At 40.8% G+C, this 23070-nt stretch carries 21 protein-coding genes; 14 read left to right on the top strand and 7 right to left on the bottom strand.

The window, feature by feature from the left end; all coding sequences use genetic code 11:
• Positions 1-70: 70 nt before the first annotated feature.
• A complete protein-coding gene (locus EGS47_RS04410; RefSeq protein WP_004991147.1) occupies positions 71-880 on the bottom strand; it encodes a cytochrome C assembly family protein in 810 nt (269 codons plus the stop codon).
• Between the two features lie 196 nt (positions 881-1076).
• On the opposite strand from EGS47_RS04410, the gene ffh reads away from it, so the two are divergent.
• A complete protein-coding gene (gene ffh, locus EGS47_RS04405) occupies positions 1077-2486 on the top strand; it encodes a signal recognition particle protein (RefSeq protein WP_004991146.1) in 1410 nt (469 codons plus the stop codon).
• 137 nt (positions 2487-2623) lie between these two features.
• Positions 2624-3190: an RBBP9/YdeN family alpha/beta hydrolase gene (locus EGS47_RS04400; RefSeq protein WP_004991145.1), complete on the top strand. Its 567-nt coding sequence runs from the start codon at positions 2624-2626 to the stop codon at positions 3188-3190.
• On the opposite strand, the gene EGS47_RS04395 is transcribed toward EGS47_RS04400, so the two are convergent.
• Together EGS47_RS04395 and EGS47_RS04390 are read right to left on the bottom strand one after the other, a co-directional pair.
• On the bottom strand, positions 3148-3906 hold the full coding sequence (locus EGS47_RS04395) for a pantothenate kinase (RefSeq protein WP_004991144.1): 759 nt from the start codon (positions 3904-3906) through the stop codon (positions 3148-3150). The genes EGS47_RS04400 and EGS47_RS04395 overlap by 43 nt on opposite strands.
• Positions 3903-4670, bottom strand: coding sequence for a biotin--[acetyl-CoA-carboxylase] ligase (locus EGS47_RS04390; protein WP_004991143.1), 768 nt, complete (start codon positions 4668-4670; stop codon positions 3903-3905). The genes EGS47_RS04395 and EGS47_RS04390 overlap by 4 nt, the downstream gene beginning before the upstream one ends.
• A gap of 30 nt (positions 4671-4700) precedes the next feature.
• Between EGS47_RS04390 and EGS47_RS04385 the strand changes: the two genes are divergently transcribed.
• The 5 genes from EGS47_RS04385 to ligA all read left to right on the top strand — a co-directional run bounded on the left by EGS47_RS04385 (position 4701) and on the right by ligA (position 13466).
• On the top strand, positions 4701-5504 hold the full coding sequence (locus EGS47_RS04385; RefSeq protein WP_004991140.1) for a sulfite exporter TauE/SafE family protein: 804 nt from the start codon (positions 4701-4703) through the stop codon (positions 5502-5504).
• 245 nt (positions 5505-5749) lie between these two features.
• Positions 5750-6445 carry a GntR family transcriptional regulator gene (locus EGS47_RS04380; RefSeq protein ID WP_004991137.1) on the top strand — a complete coding sequence of 232 codons (696 nt, stop codon included), beginning with the start codon at positions 5750-5752 and terminating at the stop codon, positions 6443-6445.
• A gap of 240 nt (positions 6446-6685) precedes the next feature.
• Complete coding sequence (gene smc, locus EGS47_RS04375; RefSeq protein ID WP_125269223.1) at positions 6686-10132, top strand: chromosome segregation protein SMC; 3447 nt, start codon at positions 6686-6688, stop codon at positions 10130-10132.
• Position 10133: 1 nt separating this feature from the next.
• Positions 10134-11180, top strand: a complete 1047-nt coding sequence (locus tag EGS47_RS04370; protein WP_125269222.1) for a cell division protein ZipA C-terminal FtsZ-binding domain-containing protein — start codon at positions 10134-10136, stop codon at positions 11178-11180.
• Positions 11181-11276: 96 nt separating this feature from the next.
• On the top strand, positions 11277-13466 hold the full coding sequence (gene ligA, locus EGS47_RS04360; RefSeq protein WP_416376702.1) for an NAD-dependent DNA ligase LigA: 2190 nt from the start codon (positions 11277-11279) through the stop codon (positions 13464-13466).
• Between the two features lie 123 nt (positions 13467-13589).
• Here the strand turns inward: ligA and EGS47_RS04355 are convergent, their stop codons facing one another.
• The 3 genes from EGS47_RS04355 to EGS47_RS04345 form a co-directional block, all read right to left on the bottom strand.
• A complete protein-coding gene (locus EGS47_RS04355; protein ID WP_125269221.1) occupies positions 13590-14645 on the bottom strand; it encodes an SDR family oxidoreductase in 1056 nt (351 codons plus the stop codon).
• Between the two features lie 90 nt (positions 14646-14735).
• Positions 14736-15293, bottom strand: coding sequence for a hypothetical protein (locus EGS47_RS04350; RefSeq protein ID WP_125269220.1), 558 nt, complete (start codon positions 15291-15293; stop codon positions 14736-14738).
• A 218-nt stretch (positions 15294-15511) separates the two neighbouring features.
• Positions 15512-16441 (bottom strand): IS5-like element ISAba10 family transposase, encoded by a 930-nt coding sequence (locus EGS47_RS04345; RefSeq protein WP_004763228.1) that lies wholly within the window; start codon positions 16439-16441, stop codon positions 15512-15514.
• A gap of 262 nt (positions 16442-16703) precedes the next feature.
• On the opposite strand from EGS47_RS04345, the gene ftn reads away from it, so the two are divergent.
• Positions 16704-17168, top strand: a complete 465-nt coding sequence (gene ftn, locus EGS47_RS04340) for a heteropolymeric bacterioferritin subunit Ftn (RefSeq protein WP_125269219.1) — start codon at positions 16704-16706, stop codon at positions 17166-17168.
• 41 nt (positions 17169-17209) lie between these two features.
• Here ftn and EGS47_RS04335 read toward each other — a convergent pair whose 3' ends face one another.
• On the bottom strand, positions 17210-17794 hold the full coding sequence (locus EGS47_RS04335; protein ID WP_125269218.1) for a peroxiredoxin: 585 nt from the start codon (positions 17792-17794) through the stop codon (positions 17210-17212).
• Between the two features lie 139 nt (positions 17795-17933).
• Between EGS47_RS04335 and EGS47_RS04330 the strand changes: the two genes are divergently transcribed.
• The 6 genes from EGS47_RS04330 (at position 17934) to bioD (ending at position 23006) form a co-directional block, all read left to right on the top strand.
• Positions 17934-18284: a DUF6176 family protein gene (locus tag EGS47_RS04330; RefSeq protein ID WP_125269217.1), complete on the top strand. Its 351-nt coding sequence runs from the start codon at positions 17934-17936 to the stop codon at positions 18282-18284.
• A 42-nt stretch (positions 18285-18326) separates the two neighbouring features.
• On the top strand, positions 18327-19049 hold the full coding sequence (locus tag EGS47_RS04325) for a hydrolase (RefSeq protein ID WP_125269216.1): 723 nt from the start codon (positions 18327-18329) through the stop codon (positions 19047-19049).
• Between the two features lie 97 nt (positions 19050-19146).
• A complete protein-coding gene (gene bioA, locus EGS47_RS04320) occupies positions 19147-20469 on the top strand; it encodes an adenosylmethionine--8-amino-7-oxononanoate transaminase (protein WP_125269215.1) in 1323 nt (440 codons plus the stop codon).
• Positions 20456-21613, top strand: coding sequence for an 8-amino-7-oxononanoate synthase (locus EGS47_RS04315; RefSeq protein WP_125269214.1), 1158 nt, complete (start codon positions 20456-20458; stop codon positions 21611-21613). The genes bioA and EGS47_RS04315 overlap by 14 nt, the downstream gene beginning before the upstream one ends.
• The gene (gene bioC, locus EGS47_RS04310) at positions 21610-22368 is read left to right on the top strand and encodes a malonyl-ACP O-methyltransferase BioC (protein ID WP_125269213.1); all 759 of its coding nucleotides are present in this window, start codon (positions 21610-21612) and stop codon (positions 22366-22368) included. Before EGS47_RS04315 ends, bioC begins: the two co-directional genes overlap by 4 nt.
• Positions 22365-23006 (top strand): dethiobiotin synthase, encoded by a 642-nt coding sequence (gene bioD / locus EGS47_RS04305; RefSeq protein ID WP_125269212.1) that lies wholly within the window; start codon positions 22365-22367, stop codon positions 23004-23006. Before bioC ends, bioD begins: the two co-directional genes overlap by 4 nt.
• Positions 23007-23070 lie beyond the last annotated feature (64 nt).

Here is a 23070-nt window from a genome sequence, read left to right as displayed (position 1 = left end):
CCTGAAAATAAAAACAGCGTTTATACGGCATCTGTATAACGCTGTCTAGTCTGCGCGGCAAATTTAAAAATTAACGATGCAAAATCATTTCCAGTACAAATTTACTGCCAATAAATCCAATCGCCAACAGAATAAATCCGATTAAGGTAAAACGAATGGCCTTTTCTCCACGCCAGCCAAATTTGGCATGACCCAGCAACAGTGCGCCGTAAATAAACCATGAAATGATACTAAACGCGGTTTTATGCGCCAGATGTTGTCCGAAAAAGTCATCAATGGTAAAGAAGCCAAACAATAACGCAACGGTAAGTAATACAAAGCCAGTTCGTAGTAAATCAAATAATAAGGATTCCATCGCCTGAAAAGAGGGCAATAAATTGACCCAGAAACGGCTTTTTTGTTTCTTTTTCAGCTCCTGATTTTGAAACCACATTAAAATAGAGTGAATGGTGGCCATCAACAAAACTGCATAAGCCGATAAAGATAAAATAATATGTAAATCTAGCCCGAGCGAATGCTGCTCCATAAATTGATTGGGTTGGCTAAAGACAAATCCGAGAATCAAACCCATGGCTGCGACAGGAATCCCGATCAAATTAAGTGCAAGCGTGGGACGAAAAGTACTAAAAATCAGACTTAAGACCAACATCAAACCTGATGTAAACGACATCAGATTAAACACATCATAATTAATTCCCATTGGTGTGAGCATATCCTGAGACAGTACACCTGCATGCAAGATGAGACCTAAAGCCAATATCAAGCCTAGAAACCAATGATTTGGTTCACGTTTTGACATCAGACTCATAAACAAATACCAAAATGCGGTGGTATATGCGATGAGTGCCAAAATGGTGTAAACCAATGGAAGACTAATCATGTCAAACCTTTATTCGGGAGTTGGAGCTTCATTCGATCATTCAGTGTTAATTATAAATGAATATCATCAGACCCTAAAATTCATCTACATAAGATATAAATTCGCGGCGAACTACAGTATCCTATAGCATCTATGCATAAATTTTCTATTTTGAGAAAGATTTTTTTGCAACTGGCCATTTTTAGCGGATTTTGCAATGTTTGATACCTTAACAGAACGACTCACGCAGAGTTTAAGAAATGTTACTGGCTCAGGGCAACTGACCGAAGACAATATTAAAGATACTTTACGCGAAGTGCGTATGGCGCTTCTTGAAGCTGATGTTGCGTTACCTGTAACTCGTGAATTTATCGCGAAAGTTAAGGAACAGGCATTGGGTCAGGAAGTCATGACTCAGCTTTCCCCGGGTCAGGCTTTTGTTAAAATCGTCTATGACGAATTGACCAAAATGATGGGTGAGGCCAATGAAAGCCTTGATCTGTCTGCCAAACCTCCTGTGGTTGTACTCCTGGCAGGTTTGCAGGGTGCGGGTAAAACCACCACTGCGGCAAAACTGGCACGATTCTTAAAAGAACGTCAAAAGAAAAAAGTCATGACTGTTTCTGCGGACGTCTATCGTCCAGCAGCAATTAAACAGTTACAAACGGTATCCGCTGAAGTCGGTGCTGATTTTATTCCATCCGATGCTTCAGAAAAGCCGATTGATATTGTCAATCGTGCAATTGAGCAGGCAAAGATTAAATTTGCTGATGTATTGATTGTCGATACCGCAGGTCGTTTACATGTCGATGAAGACATGATGGGCGAAATCAAAGAATTACACGCAGCGGTCAAGCCAACTGAAACCCTGTTTGTGGTCGATGCCATGACCGGTCAGGATGCGGCAAATACCGCCAAAGCCTTTAATGATGCTTTGCCTTTGACGGGCGTCATTCTGACCAAAACTGATGGTGATGCGCGTGGTGGTGCAGCACTTTCAGTTCGTGCGATTACGGGTAAGCCGATCAAGTTCTTGGGTATGGGTGAAAAGCTCGATGCACTTGAGCCATTCCATCCAGAACGTGTCGCGCAGCGTATTCTCGGCATGGGCGATGTGCTTTCGTTAGTCGAAGAAGTCGAACGCAAAATCGACAAAGAAAAAGCCGAGAAAATGGCAAAAAAATTGCAAAAAGGCGGGTCTTTCAATTTGGAAGACATGTTAATGCAATTTGAGCAAATGAAAAAAATGGGCGGCATGATGGGCTTTCTGGATAAACTTCCAGGCATGAGTAATTCAGGTATTCAGCAAGCGATTGAGCAAGCCAATCCTGAAAAGCAAGTCAAGAAAATGGAAGCCATTATCCAGTCAATGACGCCCAAAGAACGTAAGCATCCAGATATTATTAACCCAAGCCGTAAAAAACGTATTGCGGCAGGTTGTGGTATGGATGTTTCCGAGATTAATAAACTGCTGAAACAACACAGCCAAATGGCCAAAATGATGAAGAAATTTGCCAATCCATCAGGCATGAGCAAAATGTTACGTTCATTAGGTGGTATGCAAAAACAATTTGGCGGTGGTGGTGGTATGGGACCATTGTTCGGCGGCAATGACGATAAAAAATAATGGATTCTTTCCATACCACTAAAGGCGCTTGATGCGCCTTTTTTTATCACAACAAAATCACTACTTTTTTCAGGTGATGTGTCCTTTAAACTGAATCAATTAAATAAAAAATATTGGGTATTGGGGAACCATAAAAAATGAAAAATGTTTATATTATTCACGGTTATCGAGCCGTGCCTGAAGATCACTGGTTTATTTGGCTGGAACAACATATCCAGCAAGCAGGCGCTACAGCCGAACGGATTTTTTTAGCTGATTCAGCACATCCCGATCCAGAAGTTTGGCAGGAATGTTTAAATGCGCAATGTAGCGTACTTGATGAAAATACTATTATTGTGGCACATAGTTTAGGCTGTCTGTCGAGTTTAAATTTTTTAAGTAAATCTCTTCAACATTCATCAATCGCAGCAGGCATCTTTGTCTCAGGCTTTACTGAAAAACTCAAAGCAATCCCTGAGCTCGATACTTTTATCGAGTCACAACGATTGGACGATAAATTACTACGCCAAAAGATTCTACGCCGTTATGTTTTTTTATCGAGTAATGATCCTTTTGTCCCGCCGCCGTTGAGCATTCGTTTGGGACAACGCCTGAATGCACAACTATTAGAAATCAAACAGGCAGGACATTTTATGCAGGAAGATGGTTATACAGCCTTTCCTCAACTTTGGGATGTATTACGTCCTTTGCTCAGCGAATCATAAGCGACATAACGTTGTAAGCCTTTGAGCAACAAGTCTTCCTCAACACGAGGCTGATATTTGTGCAAAAACTTGGCAAACAGAGGGGCATCACCGCCAGTCAGTACCAATTGTCTTGGTGATTGTTTTAAAATATGTTCAATAGCACTTAATAGCCCCAATAAAATACCATGATGTACTGCATCCACCGTATTTGTACCTGGTTCAAGATTATCAAATGCTGAGTCAGGGATTTTAATACCTTTGGTATTTTGAATGAGGGCGTCACGTTGCAAATATAAATTTGGCAGAATATAACCGCCCAAATGTTGCAAACCTTTATTCAAATCAATCGTTAAAGCGGTTCCACAACCAATAATACAAAAATGTTGATCGGGTTCTGCCAGTGCCAAAACCTGTAACCAGCGATCAATCCCCAGTTGTTCTGGATGATCATAACCACAGCGTAAGCCTGCGTATTCCTCATGCACCCGTGCAAAGATCACGGGAATACCCAATTGACTCAGAATGGTCTGAATACGCAGATTATTGACTTGATCTTGTACCGAAGATATTCCTACTTGCTGCAATTTTTGGGTTTTAAAATGTTGAATTAAACCGAGTAATAAATCGGCAGGGGACTGTAAATGTAATTCGGCAGCATGTTCAATGATCTGATCTGAATCCGTAATCCAGTATTTAAGGCGAGTATTTCCTACATCTAACCAAAGTTGTTTCATATTTGGTTATCCTGAACTGCAATGCGACGCATCCGACCCTGATAGAATGCCTGTTGTTGTCCATCCGTTGAAATAAGAACAGCGCCTTCCTGATTAATGCCCTCAAAATGACCTGTCACTTGTCCTTGATGATGTTCAAAATGAACCAATTCCTGCATAAATGCGGCATGATGATTGAACCGTTCTGCAAGATTGTAACAGCCATGCTCAAACCATTGCGCGGCTTGCTGAATGGCCAGATAAAGCTGTGCAATGACTTCCATACGATCAAGATCGTTTAGACCAAAATCAGTGAGTGAGCTGATGGGTTGTAATGGATCTTGTGATTCAGGGGTAAACAAATTGATACCCACTCCAACGATGGCCTGATGTGTTGATAATGGTTCAACTAAAATTCCGCCCCATTTGCCTTGTTGGCTATATAAATCATTCGGCCATTTGACTTGCAGATTTAGACCCTGTAGCTTTGGCATTTGCAAAATATTCAATGCAACTTCAAGCGCTAAACGACCGTCTAAAGGTGTCTGTGAGTTGATGAGTGTGCTGAGATAAATATTGCCTTTTGGGGAAATCCATACTCGTTGATGTTGCCCACGCCCTTGCGTCTGGGTTTCGCTACAGATCAAAATGGACGAAATATTTTTTTGAGCCAATTCACGGACATCGTCATTGGTCGATGTGGTCGTTTGTTTCAAAATAACAATGTCAGGCACTTGTCCAGCATCGCTTAAGCGTTGTCGTAGTTGACGAGTTTCTGCATCCATGTTCAGTTTTATAAAGTTGGAAAATCAGGTATGGAGTTAATCATATATTTAGCCATTGGTGCAATCGCTGGATTTGCTGCGGGCTTGTTTGGTGTGGGCGGTGGATTAATTATTGTCCCGATTCTTTATATTGTATTTACCCAGCTTCATTATGATCCCGCGGTCATTATGCATATGGCGCTAGGAACTTCTCTGGCGACCATTATTGTGACCTCAATCAGTTCGGTGATGGCTCATCATAAACGCGGTGCGGTGTTATGGCAGGTATTTCGCAATCTGGCACCGGGTCTGATGATTGGTTCTTTTTTAGGAGCGGGCATTGCCGATCTTTTGTCTGGACAAAATCTGCAAATCATCATTGGAATTTTTGCGATTTGGGTGGCGTATCGAATGTTTAAAGGTGCCCACGTGATCGTGGATGAAACACGACACTTGCCTTCAGCGCCGATGCAAATGCTTGCAGGTGGCGGCATTGGGATTGCCTCGGCGATTTTTGGGATTGGAGGTGGAAGTCTGACTGTACCTTACTTAAATCGTAATGGCGTGGTCATGCAAAAAGCAGTCGCCACCTCTGCTGCATGTGGTTTACCGATTGCGGTTGCGGGTGCAGTCGGCTTTATGTGGTTTGGTATAAAGCAGCATATTCATATTCCCAATGCCATTGGTTATATCCATATTTATGCATTTTTAGGCATTAGTATTATGAGTTTTATCACCGCAAAACTGGGTGCAAAAGTCGCGCATATGTTGTCACCTGCCATGCTGAAAAAATGTTTTGCTTGCTTACTCACCGTCGTTGGAACTTATTTTATTTATCAGGGATTCATTCAATAAAAGCACATAAGATCATCCATTCCAAGTCACTAAAATCCAGCTTTAAATGATGATTTTAAATGATGAATTTAGTGGCTGAGGAATTGATAAATCGCATGATATTTCCGATGATTTGAATATCGAATTGGCTCAAAATGCAATAAAATTGTTAGACAATGACATAGTCAGCAATCCCTAGAATCAGTTAAAACAATCACAATAAATGGCAGCGGAACGCCAACGTAAAAATCAGAAACAGGTGATTCATGAAACTTGAAGAGACAGAGAGCCTGTCGGAGCAAATTGCAAAACATATTAGCGATCAGATTATTACGGGTGAACTGGTTGAAGGTGAGCGCATTCAAGAGTTGCGTATCGCCAAAGAATTGGACGTGAGTCGAGGGTCTGTCCGTGAAGCGTTATTGCTACTGGAACGCACTCACTTGATTCATATCTATCCACGTCGTGGCGCGATTGTTTCTGAAATGTCTTCTCAACAAGTCAAAGCTTTGTTCGATACCAATGTGTTGGTGTTGGGTCATATTGTGCAACGCATTAGTGAAACGTGGCGTGTACATGAGGCTGAGCAACTGCAACAGCTTATGGAACATTTAGCTGAGCAGGTCAAGGCAGGCGACACTGAAAAATTTTATGATGGTATTTTTCAATATCTGGCGGTGCAGCATGATATGGTGGCAAATCCTTATTTGATGAAATTTTATAAGGAGTTATTGCCTTCATTACGCCGTAGCTACTTTTTGACGTTGAATACGTCACGTCGTGAATTACAAGAATCTTTAGCATTGTTTAAATTGGTCGCAGATGCAATTTTGATCCGAAAATCACATCAGGCAACGCTATTCATGGAAGATTTTTGTCGTCATTTACGAAATTTGGTACTGGATTCCCTGACTCGAATGAAACAAATTGAGTTGGCTTGGGCGCGTCGTTCTCGTCGTTAATGTGATTGAATCGGTTACACAAATAGAATGCCGATCTTAAATGATCTAAAAATTTGACGATATTTTAGCTTATCGTCCTATTTCTGGATAAAATTGTTCAACTTCAGCCTAAAAAAAATCCCTATTCAACCGCATTCATTTTAAAATAGCCTGTTATCGAGATTCGACTGTGTCCAAAATATTGAAATCAGATGATTGAAATATCTTGGGCAAATAAAAAAAACTTTTGATCAGGACATTATGCGTTTAAGCAGTTTAAAACTTGCAGGCTTTAAGTCATTTGCGGACTCATCCACTTTACAATTTAAGGCCAACCGTACCGCAGTGGTTGGCCCGAATGGCTGTGGCAAATCCAATGTGATTGATGCGATTCGCTGGGTGATGGGCGAATCTAGCGCCCGTCAATTACGTGGCGGCAGCATGCAGGACGTGATTTTTACTGGAACTGCAAAACGTAAACCCGTCAGTGTGGCCAGTGTTGAGCTGCGTTTTGACAATACCTATGGAAAATTGGGCGGTGCTTATAATGCCTATAATGAACTGGCGGTACGACGTCAGGTCAATCGTGATGGAAAATCTGAATATTTCTTAAATGGAACACGCTGCCGACGCCGTGATATTACCGATATTTTTTTAGGAACCGGTTTAGGACCACGCTCTTATGCCATTATTGAGCAGGGCATGATTAACCGTTTGGTCGATGCCAAACCTGAAGAAATGCGGGTGTTTATCGAGGAAGCCGCAGGAGTTTCACGTTATCAGGCACGTCGTCGTGAAACTTTACAGCACTTAGAGCATACCGAACAAAATCTGTCGCGTTTAGAAGATATTGCCTTAGAACTCAAATCACAACTCAAAACACTCAAACGTCAGTCTGAGGCGGCGGTTCATTACAAACAGCTTGAACAGCAAATTAGAACCTTAAAAATCGAAATATTGTCGTTTCAATCTGCGCAGTCAAGTCAGCTCCAGCAAGAATATACACTGCAAATGACCGCTTTGGGGGAAGAGTTTAAACTGGTCCGCTCTGAATTAAATACCATTGAACACGATCTTGAAGCCAGCAGTACCTTATTTCAAAAGCTGATTCAACAATCGACTCCGCTGCAACATGAATGGCAACAGGCTGAAAAAAAACTGGCTGAATTGAAAATGACGTTGGAGCAGAAACAAAGTTTGTATCAACAAAACAGTACGACTTTAACTCAGCTAGAACAACAAAAATCCAAAACCAAAGAACGCTTACAACTGAGCGAGCTACAGCTTGAAAATTTATTAACACAACTAGATGAGCACACAGAACATTTAAATGCTTTTGAGGCCAATAGCCAATACACTGAAAATCATTATCAGGATTTAAAATCTCAACACCAACAGGCGCAAGAGCAGTTTAATCATATTCAGCAGCAAGTCGACAAGCAACAACAACAGAAAAACCAGATGTCGCTGCAACTTGAGCAACTGAGCAAAAGTATAGAACGCCTCACCCAACAGAAGCACACACTGGACACTCAAAGCTTGCAAATCGCGGCGCAAGTCCAAGATGATGAGTTGCAACATCTCGAACAACAACTGCTTGAATTGAAACGACAAATGGTGATGCTTGAACAGCAGATTGAACAGGCCGAACAGCAATTACAGTTGCAGCAACAACAGCACAATCAACTCAAGACCGACATTCAGCAACACAACAATCAAATACAAGTGTTGCAGGCGGAACAAAAAAATCTCAATCAATTGGTGGCAAAACAAAGTCCGAAACAATCGGATGCTCTACGTTTGATGTCGGTGTTGCAGTTAACGGAAACAGGCAAAGCGCATGCCAGTCTGATTGAAAAATTACTCAGCCAATGGATGAATGCCCGTTATCTGGAACAGGATGTAACTTTTGAACCGCAACTAGCACGGCAAATTAAAGCCTCAGCGCTTTCTAAAAAATCATCCCAATTAACATTAATGCCATTTTTGAACTGGATTAAAACCCCGCAGTTATCGCTATGGCAAAATATCTGGTTGGCAGATGATTTGAATCAGGCTTTAGCGTTGCAGACGCAGCTTGAATCTGGACAGAGTATTGTGACGCTGGATGCTTATCATGTTGGGTCGGATTGGGTGATTGCACTGGATTATGATGAAGACAGTCAAAGCAGTGGGGTGTTAAGTCATCGGATTCGATTAGATGAAATTGTACAGCTTCTTGCAAGCTTGGAACCAGAACTTGAGCAACTTGAACTAAGAAGTTCCGCGCAACAACAGCAACTCAATATACAGTGTGACCAAACTCAACAACTGAAAAATCAGTTAAATCAACAACAAAAACAACAGCAACAACTTGAACTCAGTATCACCAAACACCAAAGTGCGGCGCAGGCTTTTGTGTTGCAAAAGCAACAACTACAGGAACAATTAAAACAACTGGAAGTTCAGCTTGAAGATGATGCTATGCAGCGTGATGATCTGGATATTGATTTACACGCTTTAATTTTAAAGCTTGAAGCCAGTTTGCCAGCATATAAAACCCAACAATTTCAGCTCGAAACTTTAGCGGAACAACTGGATGATCAGCAGCAGCAACTGCAACAGCAGCAGCAAGAGCGTGAAAATGCACGTCGAGGCGTTGCACAAACGCAACAGCAGATCGAACTGCTTGAGAAAGATCTCAGTTTTTTAAAAACGCAATATCGCCAGATAATTGAACAAATAGAACAGGCAAAGAAATTTGTCGATCCAATTCAGTTAGAGTTGCCTGTACTTGAGTCCGAGTTTTCTGAACAATTCCAACAAACCGAAAAGCTTAAAAAAAGTTGGACTGAATGGCAGATTGAACTAAATAGCCTACAGGAAAAACAGCAGCATTTGACCGAGCAGCGTCATCAAACCCAACAACGTGATGAACAACTGCGCGAGCAACTGGAACACAAACGTTTGAGTTGGCAAGCGGCTAAATCTGATCTGGAACATTTTCAGGAACAACTCAAGGGTTTGGGTAGTGAACCTATTCTTGGCTTAAAACTTCATTTAACAGAACATCAACAAAGTCTGGAAAAAGCACAACGGCAATTTGAAAAATTGGGTGCAGTCAATCTTGCTGCATCTGAAGAATATCAAGAAGTATCGCAACGTTTTGAAGAGCTTAGCCACCAGATTCAAGACTTGGAAAATACGGTATCGCAGCTCAAAGATGCCATGAAAAGTATTGATCAGGAAACCAGAAAGTTATTTATGACGACTTTTGATCTGGTCAATACCGAGCTTCAGGAATTATTTCCTAAAGTATTTAGTGGGGGAGAAGCGAGTTTAAGTCTTGAAGATGACTGGCAATCAGGTGTAAAACTAATGGCACGCCCACCTGGAAAACGTAACAGTTCATTGGCGTTATTGTCAGGTGGTGAAAAAGCATTAACGGCGCTGGCTTTGGTGTTTGCAATTTTTCGGCTGAATCCCGCACCTTTTTGTGTCTTGGATGAAGTTGATGCACCGCTAGACGATGCCAATGTGCAACGGTTTTGTAATTTGGTAAAAGAGCTTTCTGAACAGGTGCAATTCATTTACATTACACATAATAAACTTGCAATGACAATGGCGACCGATTTACTAGGGGTGACCATGCCTGAACCTGGTACCTCAAAACTGGTTACTGTTAATTTGGAACAAGCAAAAGAATATGGGTTAGTTACGGAGTCATAGTATGGAAGTTACCACTATTGTGGGCATAGTCGCCGCCATTATTATCATGATTGTCGGTTTAAGAATGGTTCTTAGAAAACCTGCTCCAACCGAACCCTCATTAGAAAGTGCATTACATATTGATCCTGAGAGTAATCAGCCGATCATTCCACGACATGTGCGTGATCAATTGCCCGCTGAAACACCTGTAGAAATAACAGCTCAAGAATCAGAACGTAAAGAGCCAGCTTTGCAGGATATCCCAGAAACTCTCGAAGATCAGGCGGCGAAAACATTGACTTCGCCTGAACTGAGTGAGGATAAGCTGGATAAAGAAATGGCATCTGTTGACTTTAAGACGGAAGAGACCACCCTCAAGATTGAACAACCGCTAGAACAGCAAGTGGATGTAGTCGATGTGGTTGAAGCCGTTCTTGCACCAGATGCAGAGCTTGACCAAGCTAACATTGCTGTGCAAGCTGATGGGGCGCAAGTTCAACATGCCAAGAAAATCGATGAATTTCAGCTTAATCCCGAAATAGAAGCAGCAACGATTGCTGAGTTTGATGGCGAAAGTAACTTACTGGATGTGCATTTACACGAACAGCAGCTTTTCGATGATGAAAGTGCTTTGGCCACAGCGCAAGAAATTGTGGCGTTGAATGTATATCCGAACCCTCGTCGTGCATTGTCAGGTGATAAGACCTTAAAAGTATTGCTCAAATACGGTTTGCGTTTTGGAGAAATGGCATGTTTCCATCGTTACGATAAAACGGATGAACCAAGTCCACTGATGTTTTCAGTATTACGTATGACTGATAATGGGCCTGCTGGGTTTGATCTTGAAACTTTATCGAGCGAACAGGTACAAGGTTTGGCATTTTTCCTTGCATTGCCACATCAGGATGCTTTAAAAGGCTTTGATATGATGACCAGTATTGCAGGATTAATCGCACGGGAAGTGGACGGCAAAGTCTTTGATGAAAATAATCTGGAATTTACCCCGCAACTGAAAGAACATTGGCGCCATCATGTGATTGACTATCGTTCAACGCAGGAAACTGCTTAACGGTTCCAATTGAACCCCTTTTATAGTGCTTTTATTGCAACGCATAGTCGTTGCAACTCTGGGCGGATTTTCCGCCCTTTTATATGGTGAGTTTTTATGCTGAAGAATAGCGATGTCATTGCGCAAATGCGTCAATTAATTCAACTGATTGCAAAACATAATCATGCTTATTATGTGATGGATCAACCGAGTATTAGTGACAATGAATATGATCAGCTATTTCATCAGTTAAAAGCTTTAGAGCAGCAATATCCTGAGCTATTACAACCCGATACCCCCACCAATAAAGTCGGTGGTCAGGCATTGAGCAAATTTGAAACGGTGACCCATGCCGTACCGATGCTGTCTTTAGGCAATGTATTTAATCAGGAAGAACTGTTTGCTTTTGCCCGTCGAATTGAGGAACGCTTACCCAATCAACAGGTTCAATACGATGTTGAGCTGAAACTGGATGGTCTGGCGATTTCACTGTGGTATGAAAATGGTGTACTGGTTCGTGGTGTGACGCGTGGTGATGGTGAAACGGGTGAAGACATTACCCAGAATGTCAAAACCATTCGTAATTTACCAAAATTAATAATCGAATCTCAAACTAAATTACAATCTAAGATAATTAAAAGAACTAACAAAAAAAGAAGAAATAAAAAAAGAACTGCCCCAAAAAGAAAATTATTTCATGAACAAAAAAGAAAACAAAAATTTAGGGCCAAAATACAAAATACAAATAACGAAAATATAGTATCTATTTTTAGAAATGATTTTAAAGTGTTAGAGGTTCGTGGCGAAGTGCTAATGCCGAAGCAAGGCTTTGAAAAGCTCAATGCGGAGCAGGCTGCGAAAGGTGAAAAAACTTTTGCCAATCCACGTAATGCCGCCGCAGGAAGTTTAAGGCAACTTGACCCGAATATTGCAGCATCACGCCCCTTAGCTTTTTATGCCTATGGGATTGCGCAATGTGAGCCGCATCATGGTTTGGCAAGCATGCATGAAAGTCTGCATTGGTTAACACAGTTGGGTTTTGAAATCGCTGAACGCCAATTTTTATGTTCATCGATTGAAGAAGTGCAGCAGCGTTATGAGCAAATTCAGCAGGAACGCCCAAATTTAACCGTTGAAATTGATGGTATGGTCATCAAGGTCGATGATCTAAAACAACAACAGCAACTTGGGTTTTTAAGTCGTGAACCACGTTGGGCGACAGCTTATAAATTTCCTGCCGAAATTGCACGAACCACGGTTGAAAATATTGACTGGCAGGTGGGGCGAACGGGAACATTGACCCCCGTGGCGCGTTTGCAGCCTGTGTTAGTGGGTGGTGTAACTGTATCCAATGTGACCTTGCATAATATTGGAGAAATTCATCGTCTGGATGTGCGTGTAGGTGATCAGGTCAGTGTGTATCGTAGTGGCGATGTGATTCCTAAAGTTGAACGAGTCTGGCCTGAATTTCGTCCTGCCGATGCACAAGTAGTTGAATTGCCCGAACACTGTCCAGTCTGTTCCTCTCCTGTGGTAATGCCCGAAGGTGAGGCTTTGGCACGTTGTTCAGGTGGATTATATTGTGCTGCACAACGGATTGAAGCGATTCGACATTTTGTATCACGTAAGGCGATGGATATTGAAGGCTTGGGCGACCGCTGGGTTGAGTCTTTATTGCATTTGAATCTCTTAAAAGATGTCGCAGATATTTATCATTTGCACGAACATCGCGAGACTTTACTCAGTATTGAAAAAATGGGAGAAAAGTCCGTTCAGAACTTGATGGATGCGATTGAAGCCAGTAAAAAAACCACGCTGGCGCGGTTTATCTACGCGCTTGGAATTCGTGGTGTTGGGGAAACCACTGCACGAATGCTGGCCAATACTTTTCAAACTTTTGATGCATTAAAAAATGCCGATATTGATGCCTTGAAGAAAACGCCTGATGTGGGGGAAATTACCGCTGAGTGGATTTTTGATTTCTTTTTGGCTCCGCATAACATTGAAGTACTTGATCGTTTATTGGCTGCTGGTATTCATTGGGATGCACCGACTGCTCCAACGCGTCAGCCATTAAATGGTGAAAGTTGGGTGGTGACCGGCACATTGTCTAGTATGGGACGTGATGAAGCGACACAGCGTTTACAGGCTCTGGGTGCGCGTGTCAGTGGTAGTGTTTCCAGTAAAACCAAATGTGTGGTTGCTGGCGAAAAAGCAGGAAGTAAGCTTGATAAAGCCGAAAAACTCGACATTCGTGTCATGAATGAACAGGAGTTTTTAGAGTTTTTGGCACAATACGACAATTAATATGCTGTGATTCATTATGCTATGATGCGTTCATCTGGACTAAGGTGAACGTTCAGGCTGATGGGTATCTATTGTCTTATCTACCGTGATGGTGATGTCGCGTGCTCTCTATTCACATTTGCATTATCCCCGTTTTTTAATCAGACCATCATCCAGCAATTGCTGAAAATGTTCACAAAGACTTTGCTGAATATCTAAATATTCGATACCAAGTTCTTCCTGACTGCGTTTTGAACTGAAATAAACAGGATAGCCAACATTACGCTTTACAAATTTCCGAGATTGTCCAAACAGTGGTGCGAATAAAGAGAAAACTGCTTTAGGAACCGTGAAGTGCGGGAATGGATAACGATAACCGAAACGCTGAGTCAATATTTTTCCCATTTCGAGAAAGCTTAAAGTTCCTCCTGAGATAATATAACGTCCATTTGCCGTTGAAGAAAATGCAGCTGCAACATGGGCATCTGCGACATTACGGACATCGACAATTCCCATCCAGATTTCAGGGGCGCCAAATAAAAGTGTTCCATCACCAAACTTTTCCAATAGCTCAACACTGCCAGATTGTGTAGCTGTTGTAAGAGAAGGTCCCATCACCAAAGCGGGATTGATACAAACTAGCGACCAGCGATCCTGCTGCTCCGCTATTTCCCATGCTTTACGTTCTGCTGCGACTTTGGAATAAGAGTAAGGTTGATGTGTCTCACTACTACTGTTATTCCAATGACTTTCATCAAATTCATGGTTGGCTGTGTCTTCAATTTCGATGGCATCTCCACAGATTGCGGCGATACTTGACGTCACGACAACACGTTTGACTGTTGTCGTTCGATTCACGGACTCAAGTACATTGATCGTACCATTTACCGCTGGCTCAATAATGTCTTTCACCGCATCCTTATAATTACTAATCACAAAAGGAGATGCAGTATGAATCACAATTTCACAAGCCTTCATGGCCTCGTCAAAAGCATGGGGGGTCAATAAATCGGCTTTAAAAAAATAAATTTGACCGGATGATTTTTTTGCAATTTCGGTAAGATGCTGTAGTTTTTCTTTTTTAGATGGGTCACGCACAGTTGCATGTACGATATAACCTTGCATGAGTAAACGTTCAATAATCCAGCCAGCTACATAGCCTGTAGCACCCGTCACTAAAATCGGTGTGTTCTTGTTCATAATAATTACTTTCTAAAATGTTAGTAACATACTGAAGATAGTTTGATCAGCAATAATTTATTAGTTTATTCTAATAAAAGGGGCGAAAATTTAAAAATTATTTTCTTTTTTGTTTCCATCGGAAATTTGTTTGTAAATACCTTTATGCTGATAAGTCATGCAAAAATATTTAACACTACCGCATGGGGACTCTAGTATTATTTCTGAGTTTGGTTTATTCCATTTAACTTCGATCGTTTTTATTTCTATCCCTAAACCATTAGTAGCATGAGAAGTTGCTTGGCTTCCTTTCCCCCATTTTTCTGTTAAACCAGCTAAACTGGCAGCTGCATTTCTATTATCACTCATTAACATAATCATATATAACTTTGGTTGGTTACTTGCATCTTTATGAAAAACATAATTTATAGTTGTAAATCCAAATGTTTGATTAAAAGGATCATCTCCAGCCCTCATGCACTCTAAATTATCTTGTTTTTCTGTGCAAGATACTGTTGTTCCATCTCTTAATAACTTTCCATTAATTGGTGGAAGATTTTTAAAATCGCTTAAAGTCATTCCTAAGATAGCACCGCGGAAATCGAATTCTTGAGCATTTATGCATGAGCTTGTTATTATTCCACTTAATAAAATAAAAATTTTTTTCATCTAACAAATACTCTTAACTTTAAACATATTATTCTATTGTATTTCTAGAGTGAAAAAAATAGTCAATAAATGGGAATGAATAGCTGTTTAGATCAATAGAACAAGTTTTAATGTTTTTAGAATGATTTTCTGATTTAAATAAGAAGCATTGTCTTTAGTTACAAAAGGCTTTGTTGCACAAATAGACGAAAGATAGAGTTGTTCTAATCTTCAGATATTTATGCAACAGCCACCGTTTTAGCTGTACCAAGTTGAGTAAATTTATTCAAAATATCGACTCTTATTTGCAAGTCAACCACCTGACGATTAAAGCATCGACTAGATACACCTTGTCCAAGTCGTTTCAAGGCAAACATTTTAGCCTCTATTCGGGATCGTCGATGATAACCAATATCTCGTTTCCACTGCTTTTGACCCTTGTCCCAACAGCCTTGTACTGCATGATTCCTTGCTTTACCAATTTCATTTTCTGCCCATAAAGCAGCATTGGAACGAGGAGGGATAATTACATTTGCTTGCCGTTTCAAAATCGCATCATAACAATTCACTGTGTCATAAGCACCATCAGCCGTGACAGATGCAATGGGTTCATCAATTTGATCTAAAAGAGGTTGGAGCATTTCAGCATCACCATATTGGCAGGTCGTGACTTCAACCGCTTGTATTTCTCCACTGTTTGCATCTGTCGCAAGATGTAATTTCAGCCATTGACGATGTTGGTTTACGCCATGTTTTTTACGCACCCATTCCCCATCACCTGTAACTTTGATCCCTGTGCTATCAACTAAAATATGCAAGTCTTCCTGTGGATTTTTTGCTGATTTATGTAGAAGTGGCTGGAGCTTATCTGCTCGCCGACTCAATGTTGAGAAGTCTGGAACATTCCAGTCGAGGTGAGCCATTTGCAAAAGGCTTTGAATGAAACCTTGTGTTTGGCGTAAAGCCAGTTGGAACAGGTTTCGTATCGTCAGGGCAAATTGAATTGCTATATCAGTGTAGGTAGGTTGACGTCCTTTTTTTCCAGTAGGTGTTGCAGACCATTGCATTTGGGGATCAAACCAAATAGTGAAAGCACCCCGTTGACGTAAAGCCTGATTGTACTCAGACCAGTTCGTTGTTTTGTATCGGCTTTTTGATTCTGTATTCATCTAACATGTATGGGGATGAAATTTATTTATGCAACAAAGCCGTTACAAAATAAAAAAAACAAGAAATGAATGCAATTTTGAAGAAATTTTTCTCTAAAAAGGGTGCAAACATTTATTTTTTCACAATAAATTTTCCAATTAAAACTGTAAATGCGTATGTTTCTCATTTTAATTTTATAAAAATCATAAACTTACATCATTTTTGCTTTGCAATCATTTTTAAACTTGACCATAATATTCATATTCGAGAGGAGAATTACAAATGCGCGGCAATCCAGAAGTCATAGACTATTTAAATATGTTGATCGGTGGCGAACTGGCTGCCCGTGATCAATACCTGATCCATTCACGTATGTATGAGGATTGGGGTTTAAGCAAAATTTATGAACGTATCGATCATGAAATGCAAGAAGAAGCTGCACATGCGGATTCGATTATTCGCCGTGTGTTATTCCTCGAAGGCAAGCCTAACATGAACCGTAATGATATTGTCACTGGTGAAGATGTTGTATCTTGCCTGAAAGCAGATTTGGCGCTTGAATATCATGTTCGTCAGAAATTGGCTGATGGCGTGAAATTGTGTGAGGAAAAAGGGGACTATGTCAGCCGTGATATGCTCCGTTCACAAATGTCAGATACTGAAGAAGATCATACTTACTGGTTAGAAAAACAGTTACGTTTGATTGAATTGATGGGCTTACAAAATTATATTCAATCACAGATGTAAGATTAAAAAACTCAGCTTCGGCTGAGTTTTTCATTTTGATATTATGGTTTTTGCTGTAAACGTTTGACATCTTTAAGCACTTCATCAGCATGCGTTTGAGTGTTGACGCTGGTGTAGTGATAGACCACAGTACCTTTGGGGTCAATTAAAAAACTTTCTCTTTTGGCAATTTTCATGATCCCCATATTTCGCACAATGCCAAATTTTTCGGCTAACTGATGATCACTATCTGCCAAAATGGGAAAAGTGAGTCCTAATTTGTCTGAGAATTTCTTATGTGAGGCAACATCATCCAGACTTACGCCCATGACCACGGCATTCGATTGGGTAAATTGCGAAGAAAGCGTTTTAAAACGATTGGCTTCCTGAGTACAACCAGGAGAGTCATCTTTGGGGTAAAAATACAAAACCAGCCACTTGCCTCGAAAATCTTTTAATTCGTGCCAGATTCCATTTTGATCCTGTAATCGAAACTCAGGTGCAGGCTGACCCACCCATTGTTTTTGATCTATACTGGATTTTGAAAATACCTCATTGGCAGCATGTGTGAAATTGATCAGTCCTGCGGTTAAACAGAGACTGATTAAGCCTGTTCTCAATATTGTTATTGTGCGCGTCATTTTCATGTTTATTCAAAAGCCCATTGGAAAAGCCTAAATCTCAGTTTAACAAAATCAACTTTGAAATGTACTAAGAAATTTTTGCTTTTGTGATTCGGTCTATGCATATTAGATCAATCAAAATAAATAAAGTGAAAGAAGATCAATGGACGTTGGTGCAGCACTGATTAAATTAAAACCCAATACATGGTCAAAAGTTGAAACATGGCAACAACAGCTTGAGCAGCGCAAAGTTGAAGCGATTGAAACGCTTCAAGCCGAAGGTGTTACAGTTGAATCATGGTTTCATATCCAGATCGAAGGGCAGGATTATTTAATTGCTTATATGCGAGCCGTCGATTTAGTTAAAGCGCAACAAATGGCTAAAACCAGTCCTTTTGAGATTGATCAAGTTCATCAACAATTTAAACGAGACTGTTGGGAAAAAGTGATTCCTGCAACTTTGTTACTTGATCTGGACAATAATGAGCAACCCCGCAATCAAATCACCGAATAAAAATGGTTATACTTTTTCAAGTGAAAGGCACAGAGTAAGACATTGAAACAACGTATTCTTCTCATTACAGGATGGGGTGGCGGTGAGAAGCTATTAAACCCCTTAAAACAGTTACTTGAACAACAAGGCTATACCGTTGAACTCAGTAATATTTTTAATGCGCTAGATGAGCAGGTTTTAGCACAACAGCTAGAACATGCTATCAAATTTGATGTGATTGCAGGGTGGTCATTGGGGGGCGAGTTAGCCATGCGCTTGGTGCATGACGTTGCTCTCAAGACAAGTCAAAACAAGACTTTAATTACGATGGCCTCTAATCCAAGTTTTGTGGCACATGAAAATTGGCGATATGCGATGTCTGTAGATGATTTTCATCAGTTTAAGCAATCTTTTGAGCATGATCCGATTACGACTCTAAAGCGTTTTGGTTTGTTGGTGACCAAAGGTGTTGAAACAGCTAAATCTGATTTTAATACGATGCAAACCATGTTACATGCGCAGCCCATGTCGCTATTAAAACAAGGTTTAGCGATACTAGAACAATTTAATCTGGTTGAAATCTTAAAAAATTATACAGGTCGGCAGCTTCATCTCTTTGCAGATCATGATGCGCTAGTTCCTTGCGAAATTGTGCAAGATATGCAGAAGATTAATGCAAAATCAATTCAGATTGTGACCGTTGAAAATGCTGCACACAGCCTTCCATTTATTCAGGTCGAAAAAACTTGCGATGAAATTACGAAATTTATTGAATCATCAGTTTAAGCTTTAAACGAAATGGTGTTTATCGCAATATATTTTCAAAGTCTGCACGTTTAATATGTAGTTTCATATTGAAAAGGTACATCAATGGAGTCAATGGATGAGTGATCAGTTTGATTTGGAGCATATCTGGCATCCTTATACCTCCATGCTTCATCCATTACCTACCTTTAAAGTCAAACGTGCCTATGGCGCAACCATTGAACTTGAGGATGGCCGTCAGTTGATTGATGGCATGTCTTCATGGTGGTGTGCAATTCATGGTTATCACCATCCTGAACTCGATCTTGCTGTAACGCGTCAACTCGACCATATGGCACATATCATGTTTGGTGGTCTCACCCATGAGCCTGCAATTGAACTGGGAAAATTACTACTCAAAATCACGCCGCCCAGTCTGGATAAAATTTTTTATGCCGACTCAGGTTCAGTTGCGGTGGAAGTCGCCATGAAAATGGCGGTTCAGTATTGGTCATCAAAAGCAGGGTCATCAAAAGCCGAATCGGATACAAGCTTCAAGCAAAAGACCAATTTTATCACCACACGTTCTGGCTATCATGGCGATACATGGAATGCGATGTCGGTTTGTGATCCTGTCACGGGGATGCATCAAATTTTCGGAAATAGTTTATCGCAACGTATTTTTGTGTCTGCACCACAAAGCCGTTTTGATGGTGAATGGAATCTTTCCGAGCTGGATGAAGTTGAGCAAATCTTAAAACTGCATCATCAAGAATTGGCTGCATTTATTATTGAACCGATTGTACAGGGCGCAGGTGGAATGCGCTTTTATCATCCAGAATACTTAAAACAGCTCCGCAAGTTGTGCGACCAATATCAGTTACTGCTGATTTTTGATGAAATTGCCACAGGCTTTGGTCGTACTGGAAAACTGTTTGCGTGGGAACATGCACAGGTTGAGCCCGATATTATGTGTCTTGGTAAAGGACTAACAGGTGGCTATATGACTTTATCAGCCACGCTTACGACTAGGCAGGTCGCTGAAACCATTAGTGCTGGTGAAGCTGGTGTTTTTATGCATGGCCCCACTTTTATGGCGAATCCTTTGGCCTGTGCCGTTGCCTTGAGAAGTACTCAGTTATTGCTCGAGCAGGATTGGCAAGCCAATATTCAACGGATATCTGAACAATTACAATCATTACAGATTTTGTCTGCATTGGAATACGTGGCAGATGTACGTATTTTAGGGGCGATTGGGGTGGTGGAGCTCAAGTTCAATGTTGATATGAAAACCTTGCAACAGCAGTTTGTTGAGCGTGGGATCTGGGTGCGACCGTTTGGCAAACTGGTCTATGTAATGCCACCCTATGTTATTTCCAAAGACGAGTTAAATTTCCTGCTAGAACAACTGATTGACGTGGTACAACAGATGCAAGTTGAGGTGAAACATGGCATTGCTTGATCATTATCAACAGCAGCTTGATCAGCTTAAACAGACTGGAAATTTACGCCAGTTTACCGCCAATGAGCAACACGGCGCTTATATTGAGATTGCAGGAAGAAAGATGCTTAATCTTTCCTCCAATGATTATTTGGGCTTAGCTGCCAACACTCAGCTTCGCGAAGAGTTTTTAGATCAGCAACCCATTCAACGCCGTTATTTTAGTTCGTCTTCTTCACGCTTGCTGACAGGTAATTTTGAAGAATATGAACAATTTGAAGCGAATTTAAGTCAGGCATTTTTAGGCCGTGCAGCGTTATTATTTAATAGCGGCTATCATATGAATATCGGGATTTTACCCGCTTTAAGTGATGATAAAACGCTGATTTTAGCGGATAAACTGGTACATGCCAGTATGATTGATGGCATTCGCTTATCCTCTGCCAAATATGTACGTTATCGGCATAATGATCTACAACATTTAACTCAGCTCATTGAAAAATATCATGATGATGTCGACATTGAACGCATTATTGTGGTGACTGAAAGTATTTTTAGCATGGATGGTGATGAAACGGATTTGGCTGCATTGGTTCAAATCAAGCATGGTTTTGATAAAGTCATGTTGTATGTGGATGAAGCACATGCGATCGGTGTTCGCGGTGAGCAGGGTTTGGGTTGTGCCGAGCAATATAAGGTGATGGCTGATATTGATTTACTGGTCGGTACCTTTGGAAAAGCCTGTGCCTCAGTAGGCGGCTATCTGATTTGTGATCCGATGATTCGCAGCTATTTGATCAACACTATGCGTCCATTGATTTTTAGTACCGCTTTGCCGCCGATCAATATTGCATGGTCGGATTTTATCTTTAAAAAAGTTATGGCAGCCAAAAGCGAACGCTTACATTTGCACAAGATCAGTCAGGATTTACAATCGGCAATTGTCGCAAAAGGTTATCATAGTCCATCGACCAGCCATATCGTGCCGATTATTGTCGGAGCAAGCCAAACAGCGGTAGAAAAATCTCAAAGCGTACAGCAACATGGTTTTTATGCGATGCCCGTTCGTCCTCCCACTGTGCCACAGCATAGCGCACGGCTCAGAATTTCATTAACATCACTGATTCAGTCTGATGATCTACAACGATTGGTAGCGTGTTTGTGAATCTCAATAAATCCCTGATTGCCCAGCGTTTTGCCAAAGCGGGACAAAGCTATACCGAACAAGCGATTATTCAAAAACAAATCAGTCAGCATTTAAGTCAACTGATGCAAAACCATTGTCCTGAAAATTTAGCGCATGTTTTGGAAATTGGCTGTGGATCAGGCAATTTAACCCATCAATTGGTGAATAATTTTCAAATTGAACAATGGTATTTAAATGATTTGTATCCACAAGTGCAGCAACATTTTCAGGATCATTTACCGATCCAATGGATGATTGGGGATATTGAAACACTGGATTTGCCCGCAGATTTAGATGCAATCGTGTCGAGTTCAGCCCTTCAATGGATTAATGATTTACCTAAACTTTTGGCGCGTTGTCATACGGCGCTAAAGGCACAAGGCTGGTTATGTTTTTCCACCTTTGGCCCTGATAATTTTATTGAAATTAAACAGCTTACTGGGCAAGGTTTACAGTATTGGTCGATCAATGACTGGCGGCAACAGCTTGAACAAGTAAACTTTGAGATTGTTGAACTAAGCCAACAATCTTTATATATGCAGTTTGCAACTCCGAAAGCGGTACTCAAACACCTTAAAGCGACGGGTGTGACTGGGGCATCTGTACAGCAACAACGCTGGACAAAACAATCAATTACTGAATTTTATCAACGTTATCAACAGTTTCAGCTAGAGAATCAGCAGTATTCTTTGACCTATCATCCCATTTATTGTATCGCACGGAGAACAGCATGAGTGGCTTAGTTTATTTTGTCAGTGGGATTGATACGGGAATTGGAAAAACCTATGCCACAGGTTATCTGGCGAAACTCTGGAACACACAAGGGCAGTCGACCATTACCCAAAAATTGATTCAGACTGGAAATGTGGATGTTTCTGAAGATATCGAAAAACATCGTGAAATTATGGGAGCAGGTTGGTTGCCAGAAGATCGCGAAAAACTGACCATGCCTGAAATTTTTAGCTATCCCGCTTCGCCGCATTTGGCGACACAACTTGATGGTCGAGACATTGATTTTGAAAAGATTGAAAAAGCGACTCAAATCTTACAACAGCGCTTTGATGTGGTGTTATTAGAAGGAGCAGGTGGGTTAATGGTTCCCTTAACGACAGAACTACTCACCATAGATTATATTGCACAAAAAAAGTTGCCTGTGATTTTGGTCAGTTCTGGGCGTTTGGGTAGTATTAATCATACTTTACTGAGTCTGGAGGCACTAAAGCAACGAAGCTTATCTTTATTTGCTTTGGCTTATAATTTGAATGATGAATCTCAGGATGAACTCATTTCAAAAGATACCGCACAATATTTACAGAACTATTTAAAACAAAATTTTCCGGAAGCAAAATGGTTTGATATTCCAAAATTATAATAATCGCTTATATAGCAAAAAGGCTTTATCAGAAAGATAAAGCCTTTATTGATAAATAATTTAG

Origin of the sequence: Acinetobacter sp. FDAARGOS_515 (assembly GCF_003938865.1) — a bacterium.
GTDB classification, from domain to species: Bacteria; Pseudomonadota; Gammaproteobacteria; order Pseudomonadales; family Moraxellaceae; genus Acinetobacter; species Acinetobacter ursingii.
The sequence above is the reverse complement of the archived record's forward strand: the minus strand, read 5'-3'. Positions and strand labels throughout refer to the sequence as shown.